We start from the raw sequence: 18,047 nt of genomic DNA on the forward strand, positions 1-18,047 counted from the left end.
CGGCCCCGCCGACTCACGGCAACGACGGAAGTGACGGGCGGCCCGCCGCCCAGTTTGAGGACTTTATGGGCCGAATTTTCTGGCTGCTGTGCACCCTGCTGTTTCTCTCTGCCTGCTCATCCTCCCCCAAGCCCAATGGCAACGAGGATGACGATCTCGTCAACGGCAAGGACATCCGCGGTTTCGAACACATGATCAGCGCGCTCTCCCACAACGTGAACGAGATATGGGGGCGTGAGGCGCTGTTTGCGGGCAAGTTTGACTACGTCAAATACACGGATCAGTACAAGAGCCGGGCCCACATCGACTTCTCCAGCGGCCACATCATGGTCGAGACCGTCTCCGGCATCGACCCGCGCTCCCACCTGCGCCGCGCCATCATCGAGACCCTGCTCACCCCGGACGATCCGGCGGAAGTGGATCTTTACTCCGACGCCGAGATCCTGCCCGGCGGCGAGCCTTTCCTTTACGGCCAGGTGCTGGACAACCAGGGCCAGCCGATCCGCTTCGACTGGCGCGCCGAGCGCTATGCCGACTACCTGCTCAACACGGCGATGAAGAAGCGCACCCTGGGCATTCGCACCATCTTCTTCGTCGACATCCCCATGGTGGCCAACCATGAGGACCGACGGGGCTACAAGTACGCCAGCCTGATCCGGGAAGCCTCCCGCAAGTACGGGGTGGCCGAGAGCCTGATCTACGCGGTGATCAAGACCGAGAGCAGCTTCAACCCCTATGCGGTCAGCCATGCCAATGCCTACGGCCTGATGCAGGTGATCCCGGCCACCGCCGGGCGGGACGTCTACGTGCGGGTCAAGGGCAAGAGCGGCCAGCCGACCCGGGAGGACCTGTTCAACCCGGCCTACAACATCGACGTCGGGACCGCCTACCTGCACCTGCTGCAGACCGTCTATCTGGTGGATATCCAGGATCCGCGCTCGCGTCGCTACGCCGTCATCTCCGCCTACAACGGCGGCGCCGGCGGGGTGCTCAACACCTTCTCCAGCGACCGCAAGGCGGCGCCCGGCATGATCAACCAGCTCTCGCCCGAGGCGGTGTACCAGATCCTGACCGAACAGCACCCCAAGGCGGAAGCCAGGCGCTATCTCTACAAGGTCAATCAGGCCGAGAAGGGGTTCAAGCGCACGCTGGCCCGCACCGGCTAAGCAGACCAAGACCAAAAGCAAAAGGGCGCCCCCATGGAGGCGCCCTTGTTACGTCTGGCGTAGGGATACAGACCTTACTTGGCGATGAAACCGCCCTTGCTCTGCGGAGCGGCGCCCACCTTCTCCAGGCTCTCCACCTCCACTTCGGTCTTGTTCCAGCTGTGGTCCACCTCGCCACGGATGCGGATCAGATCGTCCGGGCCCACCTCGGTGCCGCGCCACACATCCTGATCCACTTCCACTTCCACCTCGCCACTGGCGTCGCGGAACAGGTAGTTCTCGCCGCCCAGGTGCTTGACCAGCTTCCCTTCCAGGGTGGCCCAGCTGTCATCGGCCAGATCCTTCAACTGCGCGACGGACACCTTGTTCTGCTCCTGCGGGCCGGTATAGGCCGCCATGGCGAAAGAAGAGATGGACATCAGGGTCAACAGACCGATTACGCTTGCCTTGTTCATTTCATGCTCCTGTCATTGGGTACGGGAGCAGTGTGCCGGCCGGTGCGTGAAACAAACGTGAAGCCTCCCCATCTGGGGGACAGCGGTGTGACCGTAATCGATTTAATCCATATCGCATACTGCGAAATTAAATTCGGCTAGATACCCTGCAAGATGGCAAAACAGCTTCCCAGCACCTTTGCCTATCGAGGAACAGTCTGCAGGCACCACCTGCTTCCAACCAATGAGAACAACAAGATGAAGAAATGGTTTGTGTGTTTATTGGGACTCTTCGCGCTGACAGTTCAGGCAGCCGACAGTCGCCCCGCCTTCTCCCGGATCGTGATGTTTGGCGACAGCCTCTCCGATACCGGCAAGATGTATAGCAAGATGCGCGGTTACCTCCCCTCCAGCCCCCCCTACTATCAGGGCCGCTTCTCCAACGGGCCGGTCTGGCTGGAGCAGCTGACCCAGCAGTTCCCGGGGCTCACCATCGCCAACGAGGCGGAAGGGGGCGCCACCGCGGTGGCCTACAACAAGATCTCCTGGAATCCCAAGTATCAGGTCATCAACAACCTGGATTACGAGGTGACCCAGTTCCTGCAAAAGGACAGCTTCAAGCCCGATGATCTGGTGATCCTCTGGGTCGGCGCCAACGATTACCTGGCTTATGGCTGGAACACCGAACAGGATGCCAAGCGGGTGCGCGACGCCATCAGCGATGCGGCCAACCGCATGGTATTGAACGGCGCCAAGCAGATTCTGTTGTTCAACCTGCCGGATCTGGGCCAGAACCCCTCGGCCCGCAGCCAGAAGGTGGTCGAGGCGGCCAGCCATGTCTCCGCCTACCACAACCAGCTGCTGCTGAACCTGGCACGCCAGCTGGCCCCCACCGGCATCGTCAAGCTGTTCGAGATCGACAAGCAGTTCGCCGAGATGCTGCGCGAGCCGCAGAACTTCGGTCTGAGCGACACCGAGAACGCCTGCTACGGCGGCGGCTATGTGTGGAAGCCGTTTGCCTCCCGCAGTGCAGCCAGCGTCGCCAGCGACAGCAGCCTCTCCGCCTTCAACCCGCAGGAGCGGCTCGCCATCGCCGGCAACCCGCTGCTGGCCCAGGCCGTCGCCAGCCCCATGGCTCGCCGCAGCGCCAGCACCCTCAACTGTGAGGGCAAGATGTTCTGGGATCAGGTGCACCCCACCACTGTCGTGCACGCCGCCCTGAGCGAGCGCGCCGCCACCTTCATCGAGAGCCAGTACGAGTTCCTCGCCCACTGATGACAAGGGGCCGACACTCGGTCGGCCCCTCTTTTGCCTCGTCACGACACCATCAATCAGCGATAGCGCTTCACTATGCCGTCATAGATGCCGTTCTGCTTGATGGTGGCCAGCGCCTCCTGCAGCCGCTTGATCACCTCGGGCGGCGTCTTCAGACTCGCCGCCACGTACAGATCGCCCCCGGTAAAATCTTCGATGTCGTGCACTATCTTGAGGGCCTCAGGCCCATAGCCTGCCTGGCGCACATAGTAGTTGGCCGTCTCCTGCGACACCGGCCAGAGATCGATGCGCCCCATCAGCAGTTTGAGCATGTTGGCCTCGTGGTTGTTGTTGCGTTGCAGGTTGGAGAACTTGCGACCGATCAGGTACTGCTCCAGCGCGTCGTTGCGCACCGTACCGATGGACCAGGCCCGTGCCTGCGACAGCTGGCTGAACGGCTTGATGTCGTCCCGCTTGGCCAGGGCGAAGACGTGAAAATTGATCTGCGCTATCGCCCCGATCCACTGGAACTGTGCCTCGCGCTCGGGGAAGCGACTGATGCTGTAGATAAGCACGTTGGGGCGGCTGCGCGCCAGCGAGATGGCCCGCGCCCAGGGGTAGATATCCAGCGTGTATTCGAAGCCGGCCTGCTCCAGCATGGCTTCCACCACCTCGGTACCGAGCCCTTTGACGTCAGCCTCCTCCAGATAGTTGTAGGGCGCATAGTCCTCGGTCACCACCTGCAGGGTCTCTGCCGCCCAGCCCGGCGCCAGCCACAATGCCCAGCACAGCCATATCCATCTGATGTTCATGCCCACCTCGCAGCAAATCCGCCTCGGTTAACTATTGCGCTCCCTCGCCAGAGCGCAAACTTCCGCGGCAAATTGCGGCAATGGTAATCACATTATGTTTTATATCAGTTGGTTGAGAACCTGCTTAAAGCGACTACCCTTAATCTGTTGTGGCTGTGCTATAAGCCCCGACCCATAAGGAGAGGCGACCCTATCAACCTCCCCCCGACAATATGAAATTGCAGAGGCTCAACATGAATAAAACACTGATTACCTTGCTGGTTTCAGGCTTGCTTGCGGCCAACGCCCAGGCAGCCGGACAGGACAACACCTGGTATGGCGGTGCCAAGCTGGGTTGGTCCAACGTCTATGGCGTCGATCACAACCAGGCTATCAAGGACGACTACGCCATCAGTGAAGAGGACAAGAATGACGTCGGTGCCGGCGCCTTCCTCGGCTATCAAATCAACCAGAACCTCGGTGTCGAGCTCGGTTATGACTGGCTCGGCAAATACAAGTACACGGCGACCGACAAACTGATCCCCACCGACATCAGCCGGGACGAGATCAAGGCCCAGCTGGCCCAGCTCACCATGAAGATCGGCCTGCCGGTCAACGAGAGCCTGGATCTCTATACCCGCCTGGGGGGCGCCTACGCCTGGACCGACAGCAAGCAGCTGGACAATGACAACGGCGCCGCCTTCGTCGGTGCCCTGGGCGCCGAATACGCCTTCAACCGCGACTGGGCCGCCCGTCTCGAATACCAGTACACCACCCCGCTCGGCGACAAGGCACTCGACAAGACCGGGGCCGAACTCGACAACGGTCTGCTGGCGGTCGGCGTGGTCTATCGCTTCGGTCAGGTAGCCCCCGTGGTGGCCGCACCGGTGCCGGCCCCGGCGCCCGAGCCAGTAGTGGTCGACAAGCAGTTCACCCTGAGCTCGGACGTGCTGTTCGACTTCAACAAGGCCACCCTCAAGCCGGCCGCCGGCCAGGCGCTGGATAACCTCTACAGCCAGATTGAGCAGGCCAGACCCAAGGATGGCGTCGCCACCGTGATCGGCTATACCGACCGCATCGGCTCCGATGCCTACAACCAGAAGCTCTCCGAGCAGCGCGCCCGGACCGTCGCCGACTATCTGGTCGGCAAGGGCCTGCCGGCAGGCAAGGTCAACGTGGAAGGTCGCGGCAAGGGCAATCCGGTCACCGGCGACAGCTGCACCAGCAAGTCCAAGAAAGAGCTGATCGTCTGCCTGGCCCCGGATCGCCGGGTTGAGGTCAAGGTCGAAGGGATCTCGGAAGTTCAGCAGTGATCCTCAAGCGTGGCTGACGGCCACGAATGAAAAACGGGAGGCCAAGGCCTCCCGTTCCATTTTGGGTCGTGCATCGGCACAGCGTCAGGCGCCCTTGCGCACCTCTGCCGCAATCTGATCGAGCAGTTGCTGCCAGCCAGCCCCCAGCTCGCTCACCAGAGTGCCGTAGCCATCGGCCGGCAACACCCGCACCTGCTGGAAGGGGACGTCACGCAGTACCGTGCCCTCTTCGGTCAGCAGGCGCCAGCGGCCGCTCAGCACGGCACGACCATCGTGGCGCCCCTGGAAGCGCTCCACCGCAATGGTCAACACCGGCCCCTTGCGGGCACCGTCCTGCCGCACCACCCAACCCGGCAAGCGGCTGGAGAGGCCGTTCAGGGTCAGCTGATCGAGCTGGGCATCCAGCGACCCCGCCCAGCGATGGTACTCGGCGAAGTGCAGCTCCTTGCCCTCCAGCTGATAGACCAGGCTCATCCGATCCAGCTGGCCGGAGAGGGACACCGGCTTGAGCACCAGCTGGTGCTGCGGCTGAGCCACCACTGCGGCCGGTTGCTGCGACTCGGCGTCGAGGGAGTAGTAGTGCAGCTGCGTCGGCGCGGAACTGCACCCCACCAACAGGCCCAGCAAGGCCAGCGCCATCATCTGTTTTTTCATCATTGACCTCGCTTGGGCTCGGGATCACGGGGGCGAGCCCGATCGAAAATCAACGAGCTCGGCTGCTCGTTGAGCGAATGCACCAGCGGCTGCAACTCGCGCATCAGCTGGTTGAGCGACTGCACCGACTGCCGCAGATCCTGGTTGGTCTGGGAGTTGGCGTCATACTCCTGCAGCGTGCTCTGCAACTGCTTCAGGCTGTCGTTGAGGGACGCCGGCAACTGCTGGGTCGCACTCTGACCGGTGAACTTGTCCAGATTGGCGCTCACCGCGCTGACGTTCTTCAGGGTCTGCTCCAAGGTCACCAGGGTGTGGTTGACCTGGTTCAGCGTCTTGGCGGTGTCCATGTCGACGAACTTGTCGAGGATCTGGTTCACCTTGCGCTCAATCTGATCCAGCCCGGCCTGTACGGTCGGGAACACCTGATAGCCCGCCAGCTTGGTGGGCTGGAACCTGGGCGCATCCGGATAGAAGTTCAGATCCACCACCTTGCCCCCGGTCAGCAGGCTGGAAGTCTTGAGCGTCGCCCGCAACCCCTCCTTGAACTGCCTGCCGAACAGTGCCCGCCACTGCTCCTTCTCCGCATTGGCATAGCGGTGGGAGAGGCGCTGCACCTCGATCCGCGCCAGTACCGGGATCTGCCGGCTCTGGAACATCTGCACCCCTTTCTCGTCGATGAGATAGGGGGCCGAGATGACGGTGCCGACCCGGATGCCGCGATACTCCACCGCCGCGCCCGGGTGCAGGCCGCCGACGCTGTCCTCGAACAGGAACACGTAGTCGATGAACTGATCCAGGCTACCGGCCAGTACGCTGGCCTGATCCTGGAACAGGGTGAAGTCGTCCATCTGCTTGACCGGCTCACCGGGCGCCCAGCCGGGCGGCAGCCCCATGGTGATGCCGCCGTCCAGCAGGCTCTCCAGCGAATCCATCTTCACCTTCATCCCCTCGCTGCTCATGGAGACCTCGAAACCCGGGGTCATCCAGAAGCGGGAGTTGCTGCTCACCAGCACGTCATAGGGGGCGTTGATGAAGATCTGATACTGCATCTCGCTCTTCTCGGGCAGGAACTTCGCCTCTTCCACCTGGCCTATGGTGAAGCCCTGATAGTTGATGGGCGAGCCGACCCCGAGCGCCCGGGTGTCGCGGCTGCTCAGCGATAGTCGCAGCCCCTTGGCGTCCTGGGAGGCCAGTGGCGGCTTGTCCAGCATGGCGTACTCGTCGCGCGCCTTGCCCTTCTTGCCGGGTGCCAGTTCGATGTAGGCGCCGGAGAGCAGGGTGCCGAGGCCGGAGACCCCCTCCCGGCCGACCCTGGGCTTGACCACCCAGAACTGGCTGTCCTTCTTGAGCATGCCGGCGGCGGCGTTGGTCAAACGGGCCTTCAGCACCGCATGGCTGTAGTCCTCGCTGAGCTCCACCGCCTCGATGCGGCCCACTTCCACCTCGCGGGAGCGGATCACCGTCTTGCCCGCCACTATGCCTTCGGCCGTCGCCACCGTCAGGGTGAAGCTGGGACCTTGTGAATACCAGTGCTGGAACAGCATCCAGATCCCGATGAACAGCGCCAGCAGCGGCACCATCCAGATAGCGGCGGCCGAGCTCAGAAAATCAGAGCCGGGTTTCCACCTTTTCTTACGCTCACTCACATTCGCGTTCTCCTTGTTGTAAATCCCAGATCAGGCGGGAATCGAAGCTCATGGCTGCCACCATGGTGATCAGCACCACACCCGCAAAAGCGACGGCCGCAGGGCCCGGATAGATGGTCATCAGGTTGTCGAGCCGGATCAGGCCCGCCAGGATGGCCACCACGAAGACGTCGATCATCGACCAGCGTCCCACGAATTCAGTCATGCGATAAAGCTTGAGCTTGCCAAGGGGCGATGCCCCCTGGCCGCGCTGTACCATGTAGCAGAGCCACAGCAGCGCCAGGATTTTCACCAGCGGCACCACCACGCTGGCGAAAAAAATCACCGCGGCAATCGGATAGGAGCCCATGGCCCACAGCAGTACCACCCCGCCGAGAATGGTGGAGGGGCTGTCATCCCCGAGAAAGACGGTGTCCATGATGGGATAGAGGTTGGCCGGGATGTAGAGGATCACCGAGGTGAAGAGCAGCGCCCAGGTCCGGTTCAGCCCACCCGGTTTGCGGCTGTGCAGATGATCGCCGCACCGTTTGCAACTGTCGGCACCGGCCTCGCTCAGGGCGCCACAGATGTGGCAGCCCACCAGCCCGGAGGTCATGGCGCTGGCCTCTTCATCCTCCACCGTCAGCCCGTGCAGCTCGCTCGGCCCGAACAGCCGCTGCCACAGCCACATCCGGTCCAGCGATGAGATCATCTTGATCAGCAGCACCGTGTAACCGACGAACGCCCAGAACGACAGGCCCATCTTGATGTCGGCCATCCCCATCAGCTTGACCAGCGAGATGAGCACCCCGATGAGGAACACATCCACCATCAGCCAGGGCTTGATCCGGCACAGCAGCCGGCCGAGGGAGCGCAGGGCGTTGCTGTGCAGATCCTTGTCGACCCGCCACAGCACCAGCATGATGGAACCGATATAGACCAGCGGCAGGCCGATCAGGGTCAGGCTCAGCACGGCCCCGAGGAACAGGTAGCCCTGATCCACCAGGGTGGTGATGCACTGCAGAAAAGTCATTTCCTGCCCCACCCCTTTGGCGGAGAAGGACATGAAGGTAAAGGAGTTGGAGAGCACGAACATGATGATGGCCGCAAAGCCGTAGGCGATGGGCCTGCGCTCCTGCTCCGGCAGATGGCGGCTCAGGGTATGACCGCAACGCGGGCAGCTGCTCGCCTCCCCCACGGCCAGCGTGGTGGCCGGCACCAGCAGGTCGCACTCTTCGCACGCAGTAGCGTCATGGGTATAGGTGGGTTGGTGTTGGTGTTGGTGTGAAACCGGATGCAAGATGAAACCCCAGCATGAGGCCCGCCACGGGGCCAGAGCAGCCAATTATTACAGCAGCGGCCCGCGCCGACCAGCCCTGTCGTTGCACCATCCGGGTCAGGTGTGAGAATGACTTTGACAAGCTAGTGACCATTTAGCACAATCAAACGCCACTTTTTTTCCGCGGGACAATAATTTATGACAACTGAATCCCCAAGCTACTCCACGATTGAGCAAGCCTTCTCCCTCGGGAACGGGCAAGATTCTGCCCTCAACTGGTTGCGCAAGAATCGCAGTCAGGTCGCCATCTTCCTGGTGAGCGGCATCAAGCTGGAGGGGACCATCAGCGGTTTCGACCAGTACAGCGTGCTGTTGACCGATGCCCACGGCAACCAGCAGCTGGTCTACAAGGCCAAGATTTCCACCATCGCCATGCACTCAGGCCGGCCACAGGTCAGCATCCAGCGTGCCCGCAAGCCCCGCGTCTCCATGGCGCCGCGCCCCCACGGCGCTCCCGGTCGTTATGACGACAACCAGGGCGGCGGTAGCAGCGAGCAGTAATGCACTTGCCTGAGTCACCCCAACGCCATTGCTGCGTCAAAGGGTGACCGAGTCCATTCTCATGTATCATGTCTGTCCCGTATGAGAATGGACTCCACTCTTCCTCCGAGTGGATCCGTCCGTGTTCTCTCTCTTCCCTTCAATACTGCAAGTCGACCGGTCTGCCATCCCTGACCATGCAGGTCTGCATCCCCGCAGCCTGACCGGCCTGCACACCGATCCCCGTATCCTCGAATACCAGACAGCCTGCCGGCTCGACAGCCAGCCGACGTGCGACCAGCAGAAACGTATCGGGATGGGGTTTGTGCAGCTCCACGTCATCGGCGGTCACCACCACGGGGAAGTAGCGATCCAGCCCGGTGTTGCGCAGCACGGCCTCGGCATTGATGCGGGGCGAGCCGGTACCGATCCCCATCGGGATGCGGCCATGATAGCGCTCAACCAGTTCCAGCATGGCCGGGAAGACGGTCGCCTTGTGCAGGTTGGCCACGTAGTGTTCGGTCTTGCAGCGGGTCACGATGAGGGGATCCAGGGCGATCTGCTGCTGCTCGGCCACCAGCAGGGCGATTTTGCGGCTCGGCATGCCGCCCAGCTCATAGAACCAGTCGGCATCGAAGTGAAAGCCAAATTCGCGGGCCGTGTGCGCCCAGGCGGCGAGGTGCAGCGGCATGGAGTCCACCAGGGTGCCGTCGAGGTCAAATACCAGGCCTTGAAATCCGGATAGGGTCATGTGCGGAGTCTGTCTCTGAACAAAGGGCCCCCATTCTAGCCAGAGCCATCTTTGCTCGCCACGACCTAGGTGGCGAGAAACGCTTGCCCCCACATTTGTGCCTGAAAATAGATGGGCGTCAGTCTGGCTGGCTCCAGCTGATAAGTGGGCGCCAGCTGGGCCAGCAAGGGCCAATCCCCCTGTTCATAGCTCTTCACCAGCTGAAACAGATGAAAGAGCGGCCCCTCGCGAGACTCCAGCGCCCGTCTCACGTCCTTGGGCAGGTGGGCCTTGAGCTGCTCGGAGAGCAGCGAGCCATCCAGTACCAACCCCACCAGAAAGGCCCAGCTGGCAGCCGCCTTGCCGAGCGCATTCAGTGCGATCAGCTCGCAGAAGCGGCCGCGAGCGATGGCCATACGGGTGCAGGCCTCCGGCATGTGCTGACTGACTCTGGCCAGCCCATAGATGAGCACGAACTTGCGGATCTCCTGCTCCCCCAGATAGGAGAGCGCCCGGGTGACCGAGACGATGGGGCTGGCGTGATCGAAACCGGGGGCGTTGACATAGCTCAGCAGTTGCCCCGGCAACCAGGCATCCTGCTCCAGCAGGGTGGCCACCCGGGCGAAGGAGAACTCCTCGCGGCAGATCAGCTGCAGTATCTCCTGCACCAGCTTCATGTCCGGCTGGGCGGCACGCTGGTTGACCAGCTCAGGGCGGGCGAGAAAACCGCCGGCGAAGAAGTCGACCCCCGCCTCCTTGAGCGGCAGGAAGTCTCCCCAGGTCTCGATGTCGAGCGCCATCCGCTTGTGCTCGGTCGGCTGGCGGATCCCCTCTTCGCCCATCCAGAACACCAGCAGCCGGGAGGCGTTGAACCAGCGCGGCTCGCGCTGGGCACCGTGCACCGCCAACCGGCGCCGGTAGTCGCGCCACTGCTCCAGCACGGGGAAGGAGGCGGGCAGCCGATCGGCCGAGGCCTCGACCAGCGGTATGGTGTCCTGATCGAACAGCAGGGGACGCAGTTCATCGAGCTGCTCGTGGGTGAAGGGCAGCAGGTATTGTCGCCCCTGTGCCAGCAGCCGGCACTGGGCCGCCAGCAGCGTCCACTCGGACGGGTCGGCAAGCTGATAGTCGATGCCATAGGCGACGAGGGCGAGGCGGCGGTTGAAGATGGGATAGCGACGTAACAACATGGGCTCACCGATAGGCTAGCGTACACGCCCTCCCCTGCGATTTGGCATGATAGAGCGCCTGATCAGCCTGTTCGGTCAAGCTCTGCCATGTTCCATCCAGCGAGGGAACCAGATAGCTAAAGCCTATGCTAACCGTAATGAAATCAGCAACTCGGGAGGCCGGATGCGGGATCTTTAATTCGCTGAGCCCCTGGTGAATCTGCTCCGCCAATCGCTCCGCCTCGCCGGGTTGCGGACCGCACAACAGGATCACGAACTCCTCGCCGCCATAGCGTGCCACCAGGTTGGTGCGCCGCCGCTCCGCCTCCTGCAGCAGACCGGCCACCTGTTGCAGACATTGGTCTCCCTTGGCGTGACCGAAGTGATCGTTGTAGGACTTGAACTCATCCACATCGATCATCAGCACCGCCAGCAGGTTTTGATGGCGGCGCGCCCACTCCCACTCCCGCTGCATGGTGAGATCCCAGTGGCGGCGGTTGGCGATGCCGGTCAGCGGGTCCTCCAGCGACAGCAGCGACAGACGCTTGTTGGCCTCCTCCAGCGCCCGGTTGGTCTCCGCCAGCTGCATGGTGCGCTCGCTGACCCGCAGCTCCAGTTCACGATTGAAACGCTCAAGCGCCTCCTGAGTGCGCTGGCGGATCAGCAACTGGGAGAGCATGGCCGCATACTGCTTGAAGATCTCGCTCTGATAGGCCTTGAGCGGTCGACGCCACAGCAGGTTGTCGGCCGCAATCCAGCCGATCGGGGTGGCGCCGTCCCACAGCGACACCATGGCGTTCCAGCCGCGCCCCACCTCCTGCTTTTCGTAGTAGAGCGGCGCATCCTCCAGCACCAGCACATAATCCTTGCGGCGCAGCGCCTCCTGCACCGTGGGGTGATCCGGAATGGGACTGATGAAGTGATGTTCGTCGATCAGCTCGCCCGCTTCGTTGGTACCCCAGGTCCCGTGCATGGTCTTGAACTCGGCGTCGACCAGGAAGATGGCGATGCGATCGAACTGCAGCTCCTGGCGGGCCAGCACCACGGCCTCACGCAGCAGTTGATGCTCGCTGTCGCAGCGGGAGAGCTGAACCCCCACCTGATGCAGCGCCTGCAACATGCTGAGGAAGGAACCTTGCAGCGCCTGGCTGCGGATGAGATCGGCCTGGGTATGCAGTCGTTGATCCCGTTCCAGATCGATCTGGTTGGCGAGCAACCGACTCTCCAGCTCGGCGGCAAGATAGTGCATCAGCAGCTGAATGCTCTGTTGCTGGCGACGGGAGAGACGATCGAGGCGGCGGCGGGTCTCCAGATAGACCACTGCCTCCAGCCCCTTGTGGCGCTTGAGCGGGAAACAGGCGCGCAGGCGTGTCGTCTGCGGCTCAACCGCCTCCCAGATGTCGTGAGGGTGGGCTAGCTGCTCCACCACCAGCTGTCCCTTGTCGAGGGCATGTTCGATGAAAACGATTGGCAGCTGGAGCGTAGCAAGGGCGTCGGCAGTCAGGCAGACCAGCCCCTGTTCGAGCTGAAAGCTGTATAGCTGGGACTCGGGCGCCCGCAGCCACAAGTAGATCTGTTCGGCTTCGGTTTTTTCCCTGACTGCCGCCAGCGTCACTTCACAGAGATGTTCAAAACTGGTGAAGTGCTCTGGATCCCATTCCTGCATGCCTGTCATCCTTGGTTGTATCCAAGCGAGTATATCGACAAACATTGCACTTTAATTGACTAGCCAGTCAAAAGCGCGATCCAGAGCCCACTTTTTATAACAGATTCAACGCCTGCATCGCGTCACGAATGCGGGTGCGCGTCGCCTCGGACAGCGGCATCACCGGCAGGCGGCACTCCTCGCTGCAAAAGCCCAGCAGGGAGACCGCATACTTGGCACCGGCGGGGCTCGGCTCGGCAAACATCGCCTGATGGAGCGGAATCAGCTTGTCTTGCAGTTCACGCGCGGCTTGCCACTGGCCGGCCAGCGTGAGGTTCTGCACTTCAGCCACCAGCTTGGGAGCCACGTTGGCGGTCACCGAGATACAGCCCTGACCGCCGCCGATGTTGTAGGCCACTGCGGTGGCATCTTCACCGGACAGCCAGGCAAACGGCTTCTTGATCAGCTGGCGTTCGGTCCAGGGGCGGGCCAGATCGCCGGTGGCGTCTTTCACCCCGGCAATGCGCGGCAGCTCGGCCAGTCGGGCCAGGGTGGCCGACTGCACGTCGACGATGGCGCGCGGCGGGATGTTGTAGACGATGATCGGCTTGCTGGTGGCGTCGTGCACCGCCTTGAAGTGGTGGTAGAGCCCCTCCTGATTGGGGCGGTTGTAGTAACCGGCCACGTGCAGGGTGGCATCGGCTCCCGCCTGCTCGGCATGACGGGTGTATTCGATCGCCTCGACCGGGTTGTTGGAGCCGGCCCCGGCAATCACCGGAATGCGGCCCGCTACCAGCTTGACCACCAGCTCCACTACCCGGCAGTGTTCGTCATGGGTCAGGGTCGGGCTCTCGCCCGTGGTGCCCACCGGCACTATGCCGTGGGTACCCTGTTCGATATGCCACTCCACCAGACGCGCCAGCGCCTCTTCATCCAGCTTGCCCTGTCGAAAGGGGGTGATCAGGGCGACGATTGAACCTTTGAACATGGAATTTCCTTCTCCGTTGACTCATGAATGTGGCAATAAAAAACCCCGGTACGATGTGCGCAACCGGGGTTTGAATCTGCTCAGGGATGAAAGGTTACGCGCGAACGTCGGCAGGCCCGAATGTCAGGCTCTTTTTATGCTTTCGTTTCAACCCGTTGAACCGCATTGCGTCATCTCTGCTCAAAAAATGGTGTCTGGGCATATTTCGGGAACACGGCATAAATGTCAAGGCGAAAGCGGCTATGTATAATGGCCGCCCAAAATTGCGTGGAGAGACCCGATGAGCAGCCCGATCAGTGCCGTCAGCCAGATGCTGGAACGAAACCAAGCCCTTTTTGTCGGCAAGCGGCTGCTGGTGTGCGGCGCGCTGGAGGATGACTATCCGCGCCAGCTGGCGACCCTGGCCCACTCCCTCACCGTCTTTACCACAGACTACTGCTATTACCGCAGCCAGCAGGCCGCGCTGGGGGATGCCATCCTGTTCGACCATCAGCTCGGCGGCGCTCCCCGTTTCGATGCCCTGCTGCTGCTGATGCCCAAGGCCAAGGCCGAGGCCCAGTATCTGCTGGCCATGATGACTCCGCTGCTGGAAGCCGGTGCCGAGCTGTTCCTCGCCGGTGAAAACCGCGGCGGCATCAATGGGGCCGACAAGCTGCTGGCCCCCTATGGCGACAAACCGGTCAAGCGCGACTCGGCCCGCCGCTGCTCCCTCTATCACGGCGAGCTGAGCAAACCGGTCGCCCCGTTCGAGCTGGATAGCTGGTTTGGTCGCTATCAATGCAAGGCCGGCGACACCGAACTGACCGTGCTTGCGCTGCCCGGCGTGTTCAGTGCATCCGAACTGGATCTCGGCAGCCAGATGCTGCTGGCCAGCCTGCCAGCCATGCAGGGCTCGCTGCTTGATTTTGGTTGCGGCGCCGGGGTGATTGGCTCGGTGCTGGCCAAGCGCAATCCCGAACTCAGGGTCACCATGGTGGATATCAACGCGCTGGCGCTGGCGTCCAGCCGCCGCACTCTGGCCATCAACGGCCTGCAGGGCGAGGTGCGGGCGTCCGACGTCTATTCCGACATTCAGGGGAAATTTGACCGGATCGTCTCCAATCCGCCGTTCCACGCCGGCCTCAAAACCTTCTACGCGGCCACCGAGACCTTCCTGGCCAAGGCGCCGGATCATCTGCAGTCCCAGGGCTCGCTGACGATAGTTGCCAACGCCTTCCTGCGATATCAGCCTATACTGGAGACGCACTTCAAACGGACTGAAGTGATCAGCAGCGATGCCAAATTCAAGGTCTATCTGAGCAAAGTGTAAATAAGTGTAACCAGTCACCGGAAACAGGTAGAGAGCCCCATACGGGATCTGATAAGGTAATTGTCACACCTCAAACCACCCCTTTAGGGGTGTTTTTTTGCATCGAGCTGAAAACCTTTTCATAGTATGAATTCAGGGAGAGAAATACGATGGCAGGCATACTCACCATGATCCTGGCCGGCGGCGAAGGTACTCGCCTCCAGCCACTCACCACCACCCGCAGCAAGCCCTCGGTTCCCTTCGGCGGCAGCTACCGACTGATCGACTTCGTCCTCAACAACTTCGTCAACGCCGACTTCCTGCGCATCTACGTATTGACCCAGTTCAAGTCCCAGTCCCTCTATCTGCACATGAAGAAGGGCTGGAACATCGTCGGCATCACGGATCGCTTCATCGACCCGATTCCGGCCCAGATGCGGATGGGCAAACGCTGGTATGACGGCACCGCCGACGCCATCTACCAGAACCTGCGTTTCATCGAGATCTCCGACCCCGAGCACGTCTGCATCTTCGGCTCCGACCACATCTACAAGATGGACGTGAGCCAGATGGTGACCTTCCACAAGCAGAAGGCCGCCGCCCTGACCGTCGCCGCCCTGCGCATGCCCATCGAGGAGGCGAGCGCCTTCGGGGTGATCGAGGTGGATCAGGAGGGCCGGATGATCGGCTTCGAAGAGAAGCCCAAGCGACCCAAGCACATCCCCGGCGATCCCACCCAGGCGCTGGTCTCCATGGGCAACTACATCTTCGAGACCGAGGCGCTCTATCGCGAACTCAAGCGCGATGCCGCCGAGGAGAACTCCAGCCACGATTTCGGCAAGGACATCATCCCCAGCCTGTTCCCGCGCGCCCCCGTCTATGTCTATGACTACAGCACCAACGTCATTCCGGGCGAGAAGCCCAACGTCTACTGGCGCGACGTGGGGACGCTGGACTCCTACTGGCAGGCGCACATGGACCTGGTGGCCGACGATGCCCCCTTCTCTCTCTACAACCGCAAGTGGCCGCTGCATACCCACTACCCGCCGCTGCCGCCCGCCACCTTCGTCGATACCGACGACTGCAAGGTGAAGATTGCCAACTCGCTGATCTCCGGCGGCTGCTTCATTCAGGGCAGCCAGATCCAGCGATCCATCCTGGGTTTTCGCTGCAACGTGGGACCTTGCAGCCACATCAGCGAGTCGGTCCTGCTCGGGGACGTGAAGATCGGCGAGGGCTGCTCAATTCGCCGCGCCATCATCGACAAGAACGTTGAAATTGCGCCCGGCACCGTGATCGGTGAAAATCTGGACCATGACAGAGAACGATTTACCGTGTCCGAAGGCGGTATCGTCGTGGTACCTAAGGGAGCAAGAGTTGGCTATTAACCCACTGAAAATCCTGTTCGTTGCCTCGGAAGTTGAGGGGCTTGTGAAGACCGGGGGCCTGGCAGACGTGGCCAGAGCCCTGCCGCTGTACCTGGCCCAGAAGGGGCATGATGTCAGGATCATGCTGCCCTTCTACAAGACGATAAAGCGACGGGATGAGGCCAAACTGCTGGTCTCGCGCTGGCTGCCAACCCACCCGGGCCTGCCGGATATCGGCTACCGCATCTATCAGATGGATCTGGAGGGAGTCTGCGTCTACCTGCTCGACTGCCCGCAGTACTTCGATCGCCCCCAGCTCTACGCCGAGAACAACCAGGCCTATCCGGACAACGGCGAGCGCTTCTCCTTTCTGGCCGCGGCAGCGCTGCACGCCAGTGAACAGCTAGCCTTTGCCCCCGACATAGTGCACTGCAACGACTGGCACACCGGCCTGCTGCCGCTGCTGCTGAAAACCCGTCACGCCCACAATCCCTTCTTCCAGCACACCCGCAGCGTGATCAGCATTCACAACGCGGCCTTTCAGGGGGTATTCGAGCGCCAGCAGTTCTGGGCCGTGCCCGAGATTGCCGACTACGAACAGCGCATCAGTTACGACTACGGCCACGTCAACCTGCTCAAATGCGGCGTGCTCTATGCCGACAAGATCAACGCGGTCAGCCCCAACTATGCCAGCGAATTGCTGACCCACCTGGGTGCCCACGGCATGGCCAGCATCTTCCAGCAACGGGCGGCGGATCTGCGCGGCATCCTCAACGGCTGTGACTATCAGGACTGGGATCCGGCGTTTGACGACTTCCTGCCGGCCACCTATGACGTCGACAATCTGGCCGGCAAGCGTATCTGCAAGCAGAGTCTTCAACAGGAAACCGGCCTGCCGGTGGCGGATCTGCCCATCTATGGCATGGTGTGCCGGCTGACCGAACAGAAGGGCGTTCACCTGCTGCTGCCGGTGCTGGACAAGTTTCTGCATCACAAGGTGCAGGTGGTGATCGTCGGCTCGGGGGATCCCTCCCTCGCAGCTCAACTGCAGACCCTGGCGCAACAATTCCCGGACCGGCTCGCCTTCATCAACATCTATGACGACCGGCTCGCTCATCTGGTGGAAGCGGGTGCCGACTTCTTCCTGATGCCCTCTCTGTTCGAACCGTGTGGACTCAACCAGATGTACAGCCTGGCCTATGGCACCCTGCCGCTGGTGCGGGCCGTCGGTGGCCTGAAAGATACGGTGGTGGACTGGGATGCCGACCCGGAGCACGCAACCGGCTTCTGCTTCAACGATCCAACCGCCAACATCTTGCTCGATGCCATGCGCCGCAGCCTGCTCTACTACCTGCAGGATCCCGAACAGTTTGCCCGGGTGCAGCGCAATGCCATGAACACCCGCTTCAACTGGCCGGATTCGGTCACTCAATACGAGCAGATGTATCAGGACGCACTGGCCCGCCACTGAGGCAGATTGCTGAAGTTTTGTCCCCTTGATGCTGCTTTGAACGTCAACAGCGAAAAAAGTCCCCTTTGGCTGTTGACGCTCCTTCAAAACTCTATAGAATCCCCCACCGCAGTGATGCGAAGGTGGCGGAATTGGTAGACGCGCTAGCTTCAGGTGTTAGTGTCCCACGGATGTGAGGGTTCGAGTCCCTCTCTTCGCACCATACTGCAACATGCTTTATCAGACAGCATGTCAATCCAGACTGATAACCCGAATGTGCGAAGGTGGCGGAATTGGTAGACGCGCTAGCTTCAGGTGTTAGTGCCCCCCGGGTGTGAGGGTTCGAGTCCCTCT

16 protein-coding genes and 1 tRNA gene are annotated in these 18,047 nt (G+C 61.7%); 8 read left to right on the forward strand and 9 right to left on the reverse strand.

Annotated elements, in window-relative coordinates:
* Nucleotides 1-65: 65 nt before the first annotated feature.
* Entirely contained in the window at nucleotides 66-1,166 is a 1,101-nt protein-coding gene (gene mltC / locus OKC29_RS20560) for a membrane-bound lytic murein transglycosylase MltC (protein WP_005305423.1), read from the forward strand.
* Nucleotides 1,167-1,240: 74 nt separating this feature from the next.
* On the opposite strand, the gene OKC29_RS20565 is transcribed toward mltC, so the two are convergent.
* On the reverse strand, nucleotides 1,241-1,621 hold the full coding sequence (locus OKC29_RS20565) for a YgiW/YdeI family stress tolerance OB fold protein (RefSeq protein WP_024944710.1): 381 nt from the start codon (nucleotides 1,619-1,621) through the stop codon (nucleotides 1,241-1,243).
* A gap of 237 nt (nucleotides 1,622-1,858) precedes the next feature.
* Here OKC29_RS20565 and OKC29_RS20570 point away from each other — a divergent pair, with 237 nt between their 5' ends.
* Nucleotides 1,859-2,875: an SGNH/GDSL hydrolase family protein gene (locus tag OKC29_RS20570; protein WP_162275780.1), complete on the forward strand. Its 1,017-nt coding sequence runs from the start codon at nucleotides 1,859-1,861 to the stop codon at nucleotides 2,873-2,875.
* Between the two features lie 56 nt (nucleotides 2,876-2,931).
* Here OKC29_RS20570 and OKC29_RS20575 read toward each other — a convergent pair whose 3' ends face one another.
* Nucleotides 2,932-3,666 (reverse strand): substrate-binding periplasmic protein, encoded by a 735-nt coding sequence (locus tag OKC29_RS20575; protein WP_043127047.1) that lies wholly within the window; start codon nucleotides 3,664-3,666, stop codon nucleotides 2,932-2,934.
* A 233-nt stretch (nucleotides 3,667-3,899) separates the two neighbouring features.
* Between OKC29_RS20575 and ompA the strand changes: the two genes are divergently transcribed.
* Nucleotides 3,900-4,958, forward strand: coding sequence for a porin OmpA (ompA, locus tag OKC29_RS20580; RefSeq protein WP_073352600.1), 1,059 nt, complete (start codon nucleotides 3,900-3,902; stop codon nucleotides 4,956-4,958).
* 84 nt (nucleotides 4,959-5,042) lie between these two features.
* Here ompA and OKC29_RS20585 read toward each other — a convergent pair whose 3' ends face one another.
* The 3 genes from OKC29_RS20585 to OKC29_RS20595 are packed head-to-tail and all read right to left on the reverse strand — an operon-like array spanning nucleotide 5,043 to nucleotide 8,537.
* The gene (locus OKC29_RS20585) at nucleotides 5,043-5,612 is read right to left on the reverse strand and encodes a PqiC family protein (protein ID WP_073351861.1); all 570 of its coding nucleotides are present in this window, start codon (nucleotides 5,610-5,612) and stop codon (nucleotides 5,043-5,045) included.
* Entirely contained in the window at nucleotides 5,612-7,258 is a 1,647-nt protein-coding gene (gene pqiB, locus OKC29_RS20590; RefSeq protein WP_011707505.1) for an intermembrane transport protein PqiB, read from the reverse strand. Before pqiB ends, OKC29_RS20585 begins: the two co-directional genes overlap by 1 nt.
* On the reverse strand, nucleotides 7,251-8,537 hold the full coding sequence (locus tag OKC29_RS20595) for a paraquat-inducible protein A (RefSeq protein WP_073351864.1): 1,287 nt from the start codon (nucleotides 8,535-8,537) through the stop codon (nucleotides 7,251-7,253). The genes pqiB and OKC29_RS20595 overlap by 8 nt, the downstream gene beginning before the upstream one ends.
* 177 nt (nucleotides 8,538-8,714) lie before the next feature.
* On the opposite strand from OKC29_RS20595, the gene hfq reads away from it, so the two are divergent.
* A complete protein-coding gene (hfq, locus tag OKC29_RS20600) occupies nucleotides 8,715-9,077 on the forward strand; it encodes an RNA chaperone Hfq (RefSeq protein ID WP_011707507.1) in 363 nt (120 codons plus the stop codon).
* A gap of 139 nt (nucleotides 9,078-9,216) precedes the next feature.
* Here the strand turns inward: hfq and OKC29_RS20605 are convergent, their stop codons facing one another.
* From OKC29_RS20605 to dapA, 4 genes are all read right to left on the reverse strand, one after another.
* Nucleotides 9,217-9,807 (reverse strand): HAD family hydrolase, encoded by a 591-nt coding sequence (locus OKC29_RS20605; protein WP_049046126.1) that lies wholly within the window; start codon nucleotides 9,805-9,807, stop codon nucleotides 9,217-9,219.
* Nucleotides 9,808-9,872: 65 nt separating this feature from the next.
* On the reverse strand, nucleotides 9,873-10,976 hold the full coding sequence (locus OKC29_RS20610) for an EAL and HDOD domain-containing protein (RefSeq protein ID WP_011707509.1): 1,104 nt from the start codon (nucleotides 10,974-10,976) through the stop codon (nucleotides 9,873-9,875).
* A gap of 4 nt (nucleotides 10,977-10,980) precedes the next feature.
* Nucleotides 10,981-12,621 carry a GGDEF domain-containing protein gene (locus tag OKC29_RS20615; RefSeq protein WP_073351868.1) on the reverse strand — a complete coding sequence of 547 codons (1,641 nt, stop codon included), beginning with the start codon at nucleotides 12,619-12,621 and terminating at the stop codon, nucleotides 10,981-10,983.
* Between the two features lie 94 nt (nucleotides 12,622-12,715).
* On the reverse strand, nucleotides 12,716-13,588 hold the full coding sequence (gene dapA / locus OKC29_RS20620) for a 4-hydroxy-tetrahydrodipicolinate synthase (protein ID WP_073351870.1): 873 nt from the start codon (nucleotides 13,586-13,588) through the stop codon (nucleotides 12,716-12,718).
* A 280-nt stretch (nucleotides 13,589-13,868) separates the two neighbouring features.
* Here dapA and rsmC point away from each other — a divergent pair, with 280 nt between their 5' ends.
* The 4 genes from rsmC (at nucleotide 13,869) to OKC29_RS20640 (ending at nucleotide 17,916) form a co-directional block, all read left to right on the forward strand.
* Nucleotides 13,869-14,897: a 16S rRNA (guanine(1207)-N(2))-methyltransferase RsmC gene (gene rsmC, locus OKC29_RS20625; RefSeq protein ID WP_073351873.1), complete on the forward strand. Its 1,029-nt coding sequence runs from the start codon at nucleotides 13,869-13,871 to the stop codon at nucleotides 14,895-14,897.
* 149 nt (nucleotides 14,898-15,046) lie between these two features.
* Nucleotides 15,047-16,264: a glucose-1-phosphate adenylyltransferase gene (gene glgC / locus OKC29_RS20630; RefSeq protein ID WP_011707513.1), complete on the forward strand. Its 1,218-nt coding sequence runs from the start codon at nucleotides 15,047-15,049 to the stop codon at nucleotides 16,262-16,264.
* Nucleotides 16,254-17,714 carry a glycogen synthase GlgA gene (glgA, locus tag OKC29_RS20635; RefSeq protein WP_073351890.1) on the forward strand — a complete coding sequence of 487 codons (1,461 nt, stop codon included), beginning with the start codon at nucleotides 16,254-16,256 and terminating at the stop codon, nucleotides 17,712-17,714. Before glgC ends, glgA begins: the two co-directional genes overlap by 11 nt.
* A gap of 116 nt (nucleotides 17,715-17,830) precedes the next feature.
* Nucleotides 17,831-17,916, forward strand: a tRNA-Leu gene (locus OKC29_RS20640).
* Nucleotides 17,917-18,047 lie beyond the last annotated feature (131 nt).

It is taken from the genome of Aeromonas sp. QDB34, assembly GCF_027705405.1.
GTDB classification, from domain to species: domain Bacteria; phylum Pseudomonadota; class Gammaproteobacteria; order Enterobacterales; family Aeromonadaceae; genus Aeromonas; species Aeromonas hydrophila.

Excerpts from the sequence above, each read along its gene's own strand:
- OKC29_RS20610 (WP_011707509.1), bottom strand. The coding sequence starts at position 10,976 with ATGTTGTTACGTCGCTATCCCATCTTCAACCGCCGCCTCGCCCTCGTC.
- ompA (WP_073352600.1), top strand. The coding sequence starts at position 3,900 with ATGAATAAAACACTGATTACCTTGCTGGTTTCAGGCTTGCTTGCGGCC.
- glgC (WP_011707513.1), top strand. The coding sequence starts at position 15,047 with ATGGCAGGCATACTCACCATGATCCTGGCCGGCGGCGAAGGTACTCGC.
- OKC29_RS20615 (WP_073351868.1), bottom strand. The coding sequence starts at position 12,621 with ATGCAGGAATGGGATCCAGAGCACTTCACCAGTTTTGAACATCTCTGT.
- OKC29_RS20585 (WP_073351861.1), bottom strand. The coding sequence starts at position 5,612 with ATGAAAAAACAGATGATGGCGCTGGCCTTGCTGGGCCTGTTGGTGGGG.
- OKC29_RS20565 (WP_024944710.1), bottom strand. The coding sequence starts at position 1,621 with ATGAACAAGGCAAGCGTAATCGGTCTGTTGACCCTGATGTCCATCTCT.
- hfq (WP_011707507.1), top strand. The coding sequence starts at position 8,715 with ATGACAACTGAATCCCCAAGCTACTCCACGATTGAGCAAGCCTTCTCC.
- OKC29_RS20605 (WP_049046126.1), bottom strand. The coding sequence starts at position 9,807 with ATGACCCTATCCGGATTTCAAGGCCTGGTATTTGACCTCGACGGCACC.
- dapA (WP_073351870.1), bottom strand. The coding sequence starts at position 13,588 with ATGTTCAAAGGTTCAATCGTCGCCCTGATCACCCCCTTTCGACAGGGC.
- rsmC (WP_073351873.1), top strand. The coding sequence starts at position 13,869 with ATGAGCAGCCCGATCAGTGCCGTCAGCCAGATGCTGGAACGAAACCAA.
- OKC29_RS20570 (WP_162275780.1), top strand. The coding sequence starts at position 1,859 with ATGAAGAAATGGTTTGTGTGTTTATTGGGACTCTTCGCGCTGACAGTT.
- OKC29_RS20575 (WP_043127047.1), bottom strand. The coding sequence starts at position 3,666 with ATGAACATCAGATGGATATGGCTGTGCTGGGCATTGTGGCTGGCGCCG.
- mltC (WP_005305423.1), top strand. The coding sequence starts at position 66 with ATGGGCCGAATTTTCTGGCTGCTGTGCACCCTGCTGTTTCTCTCTGCC.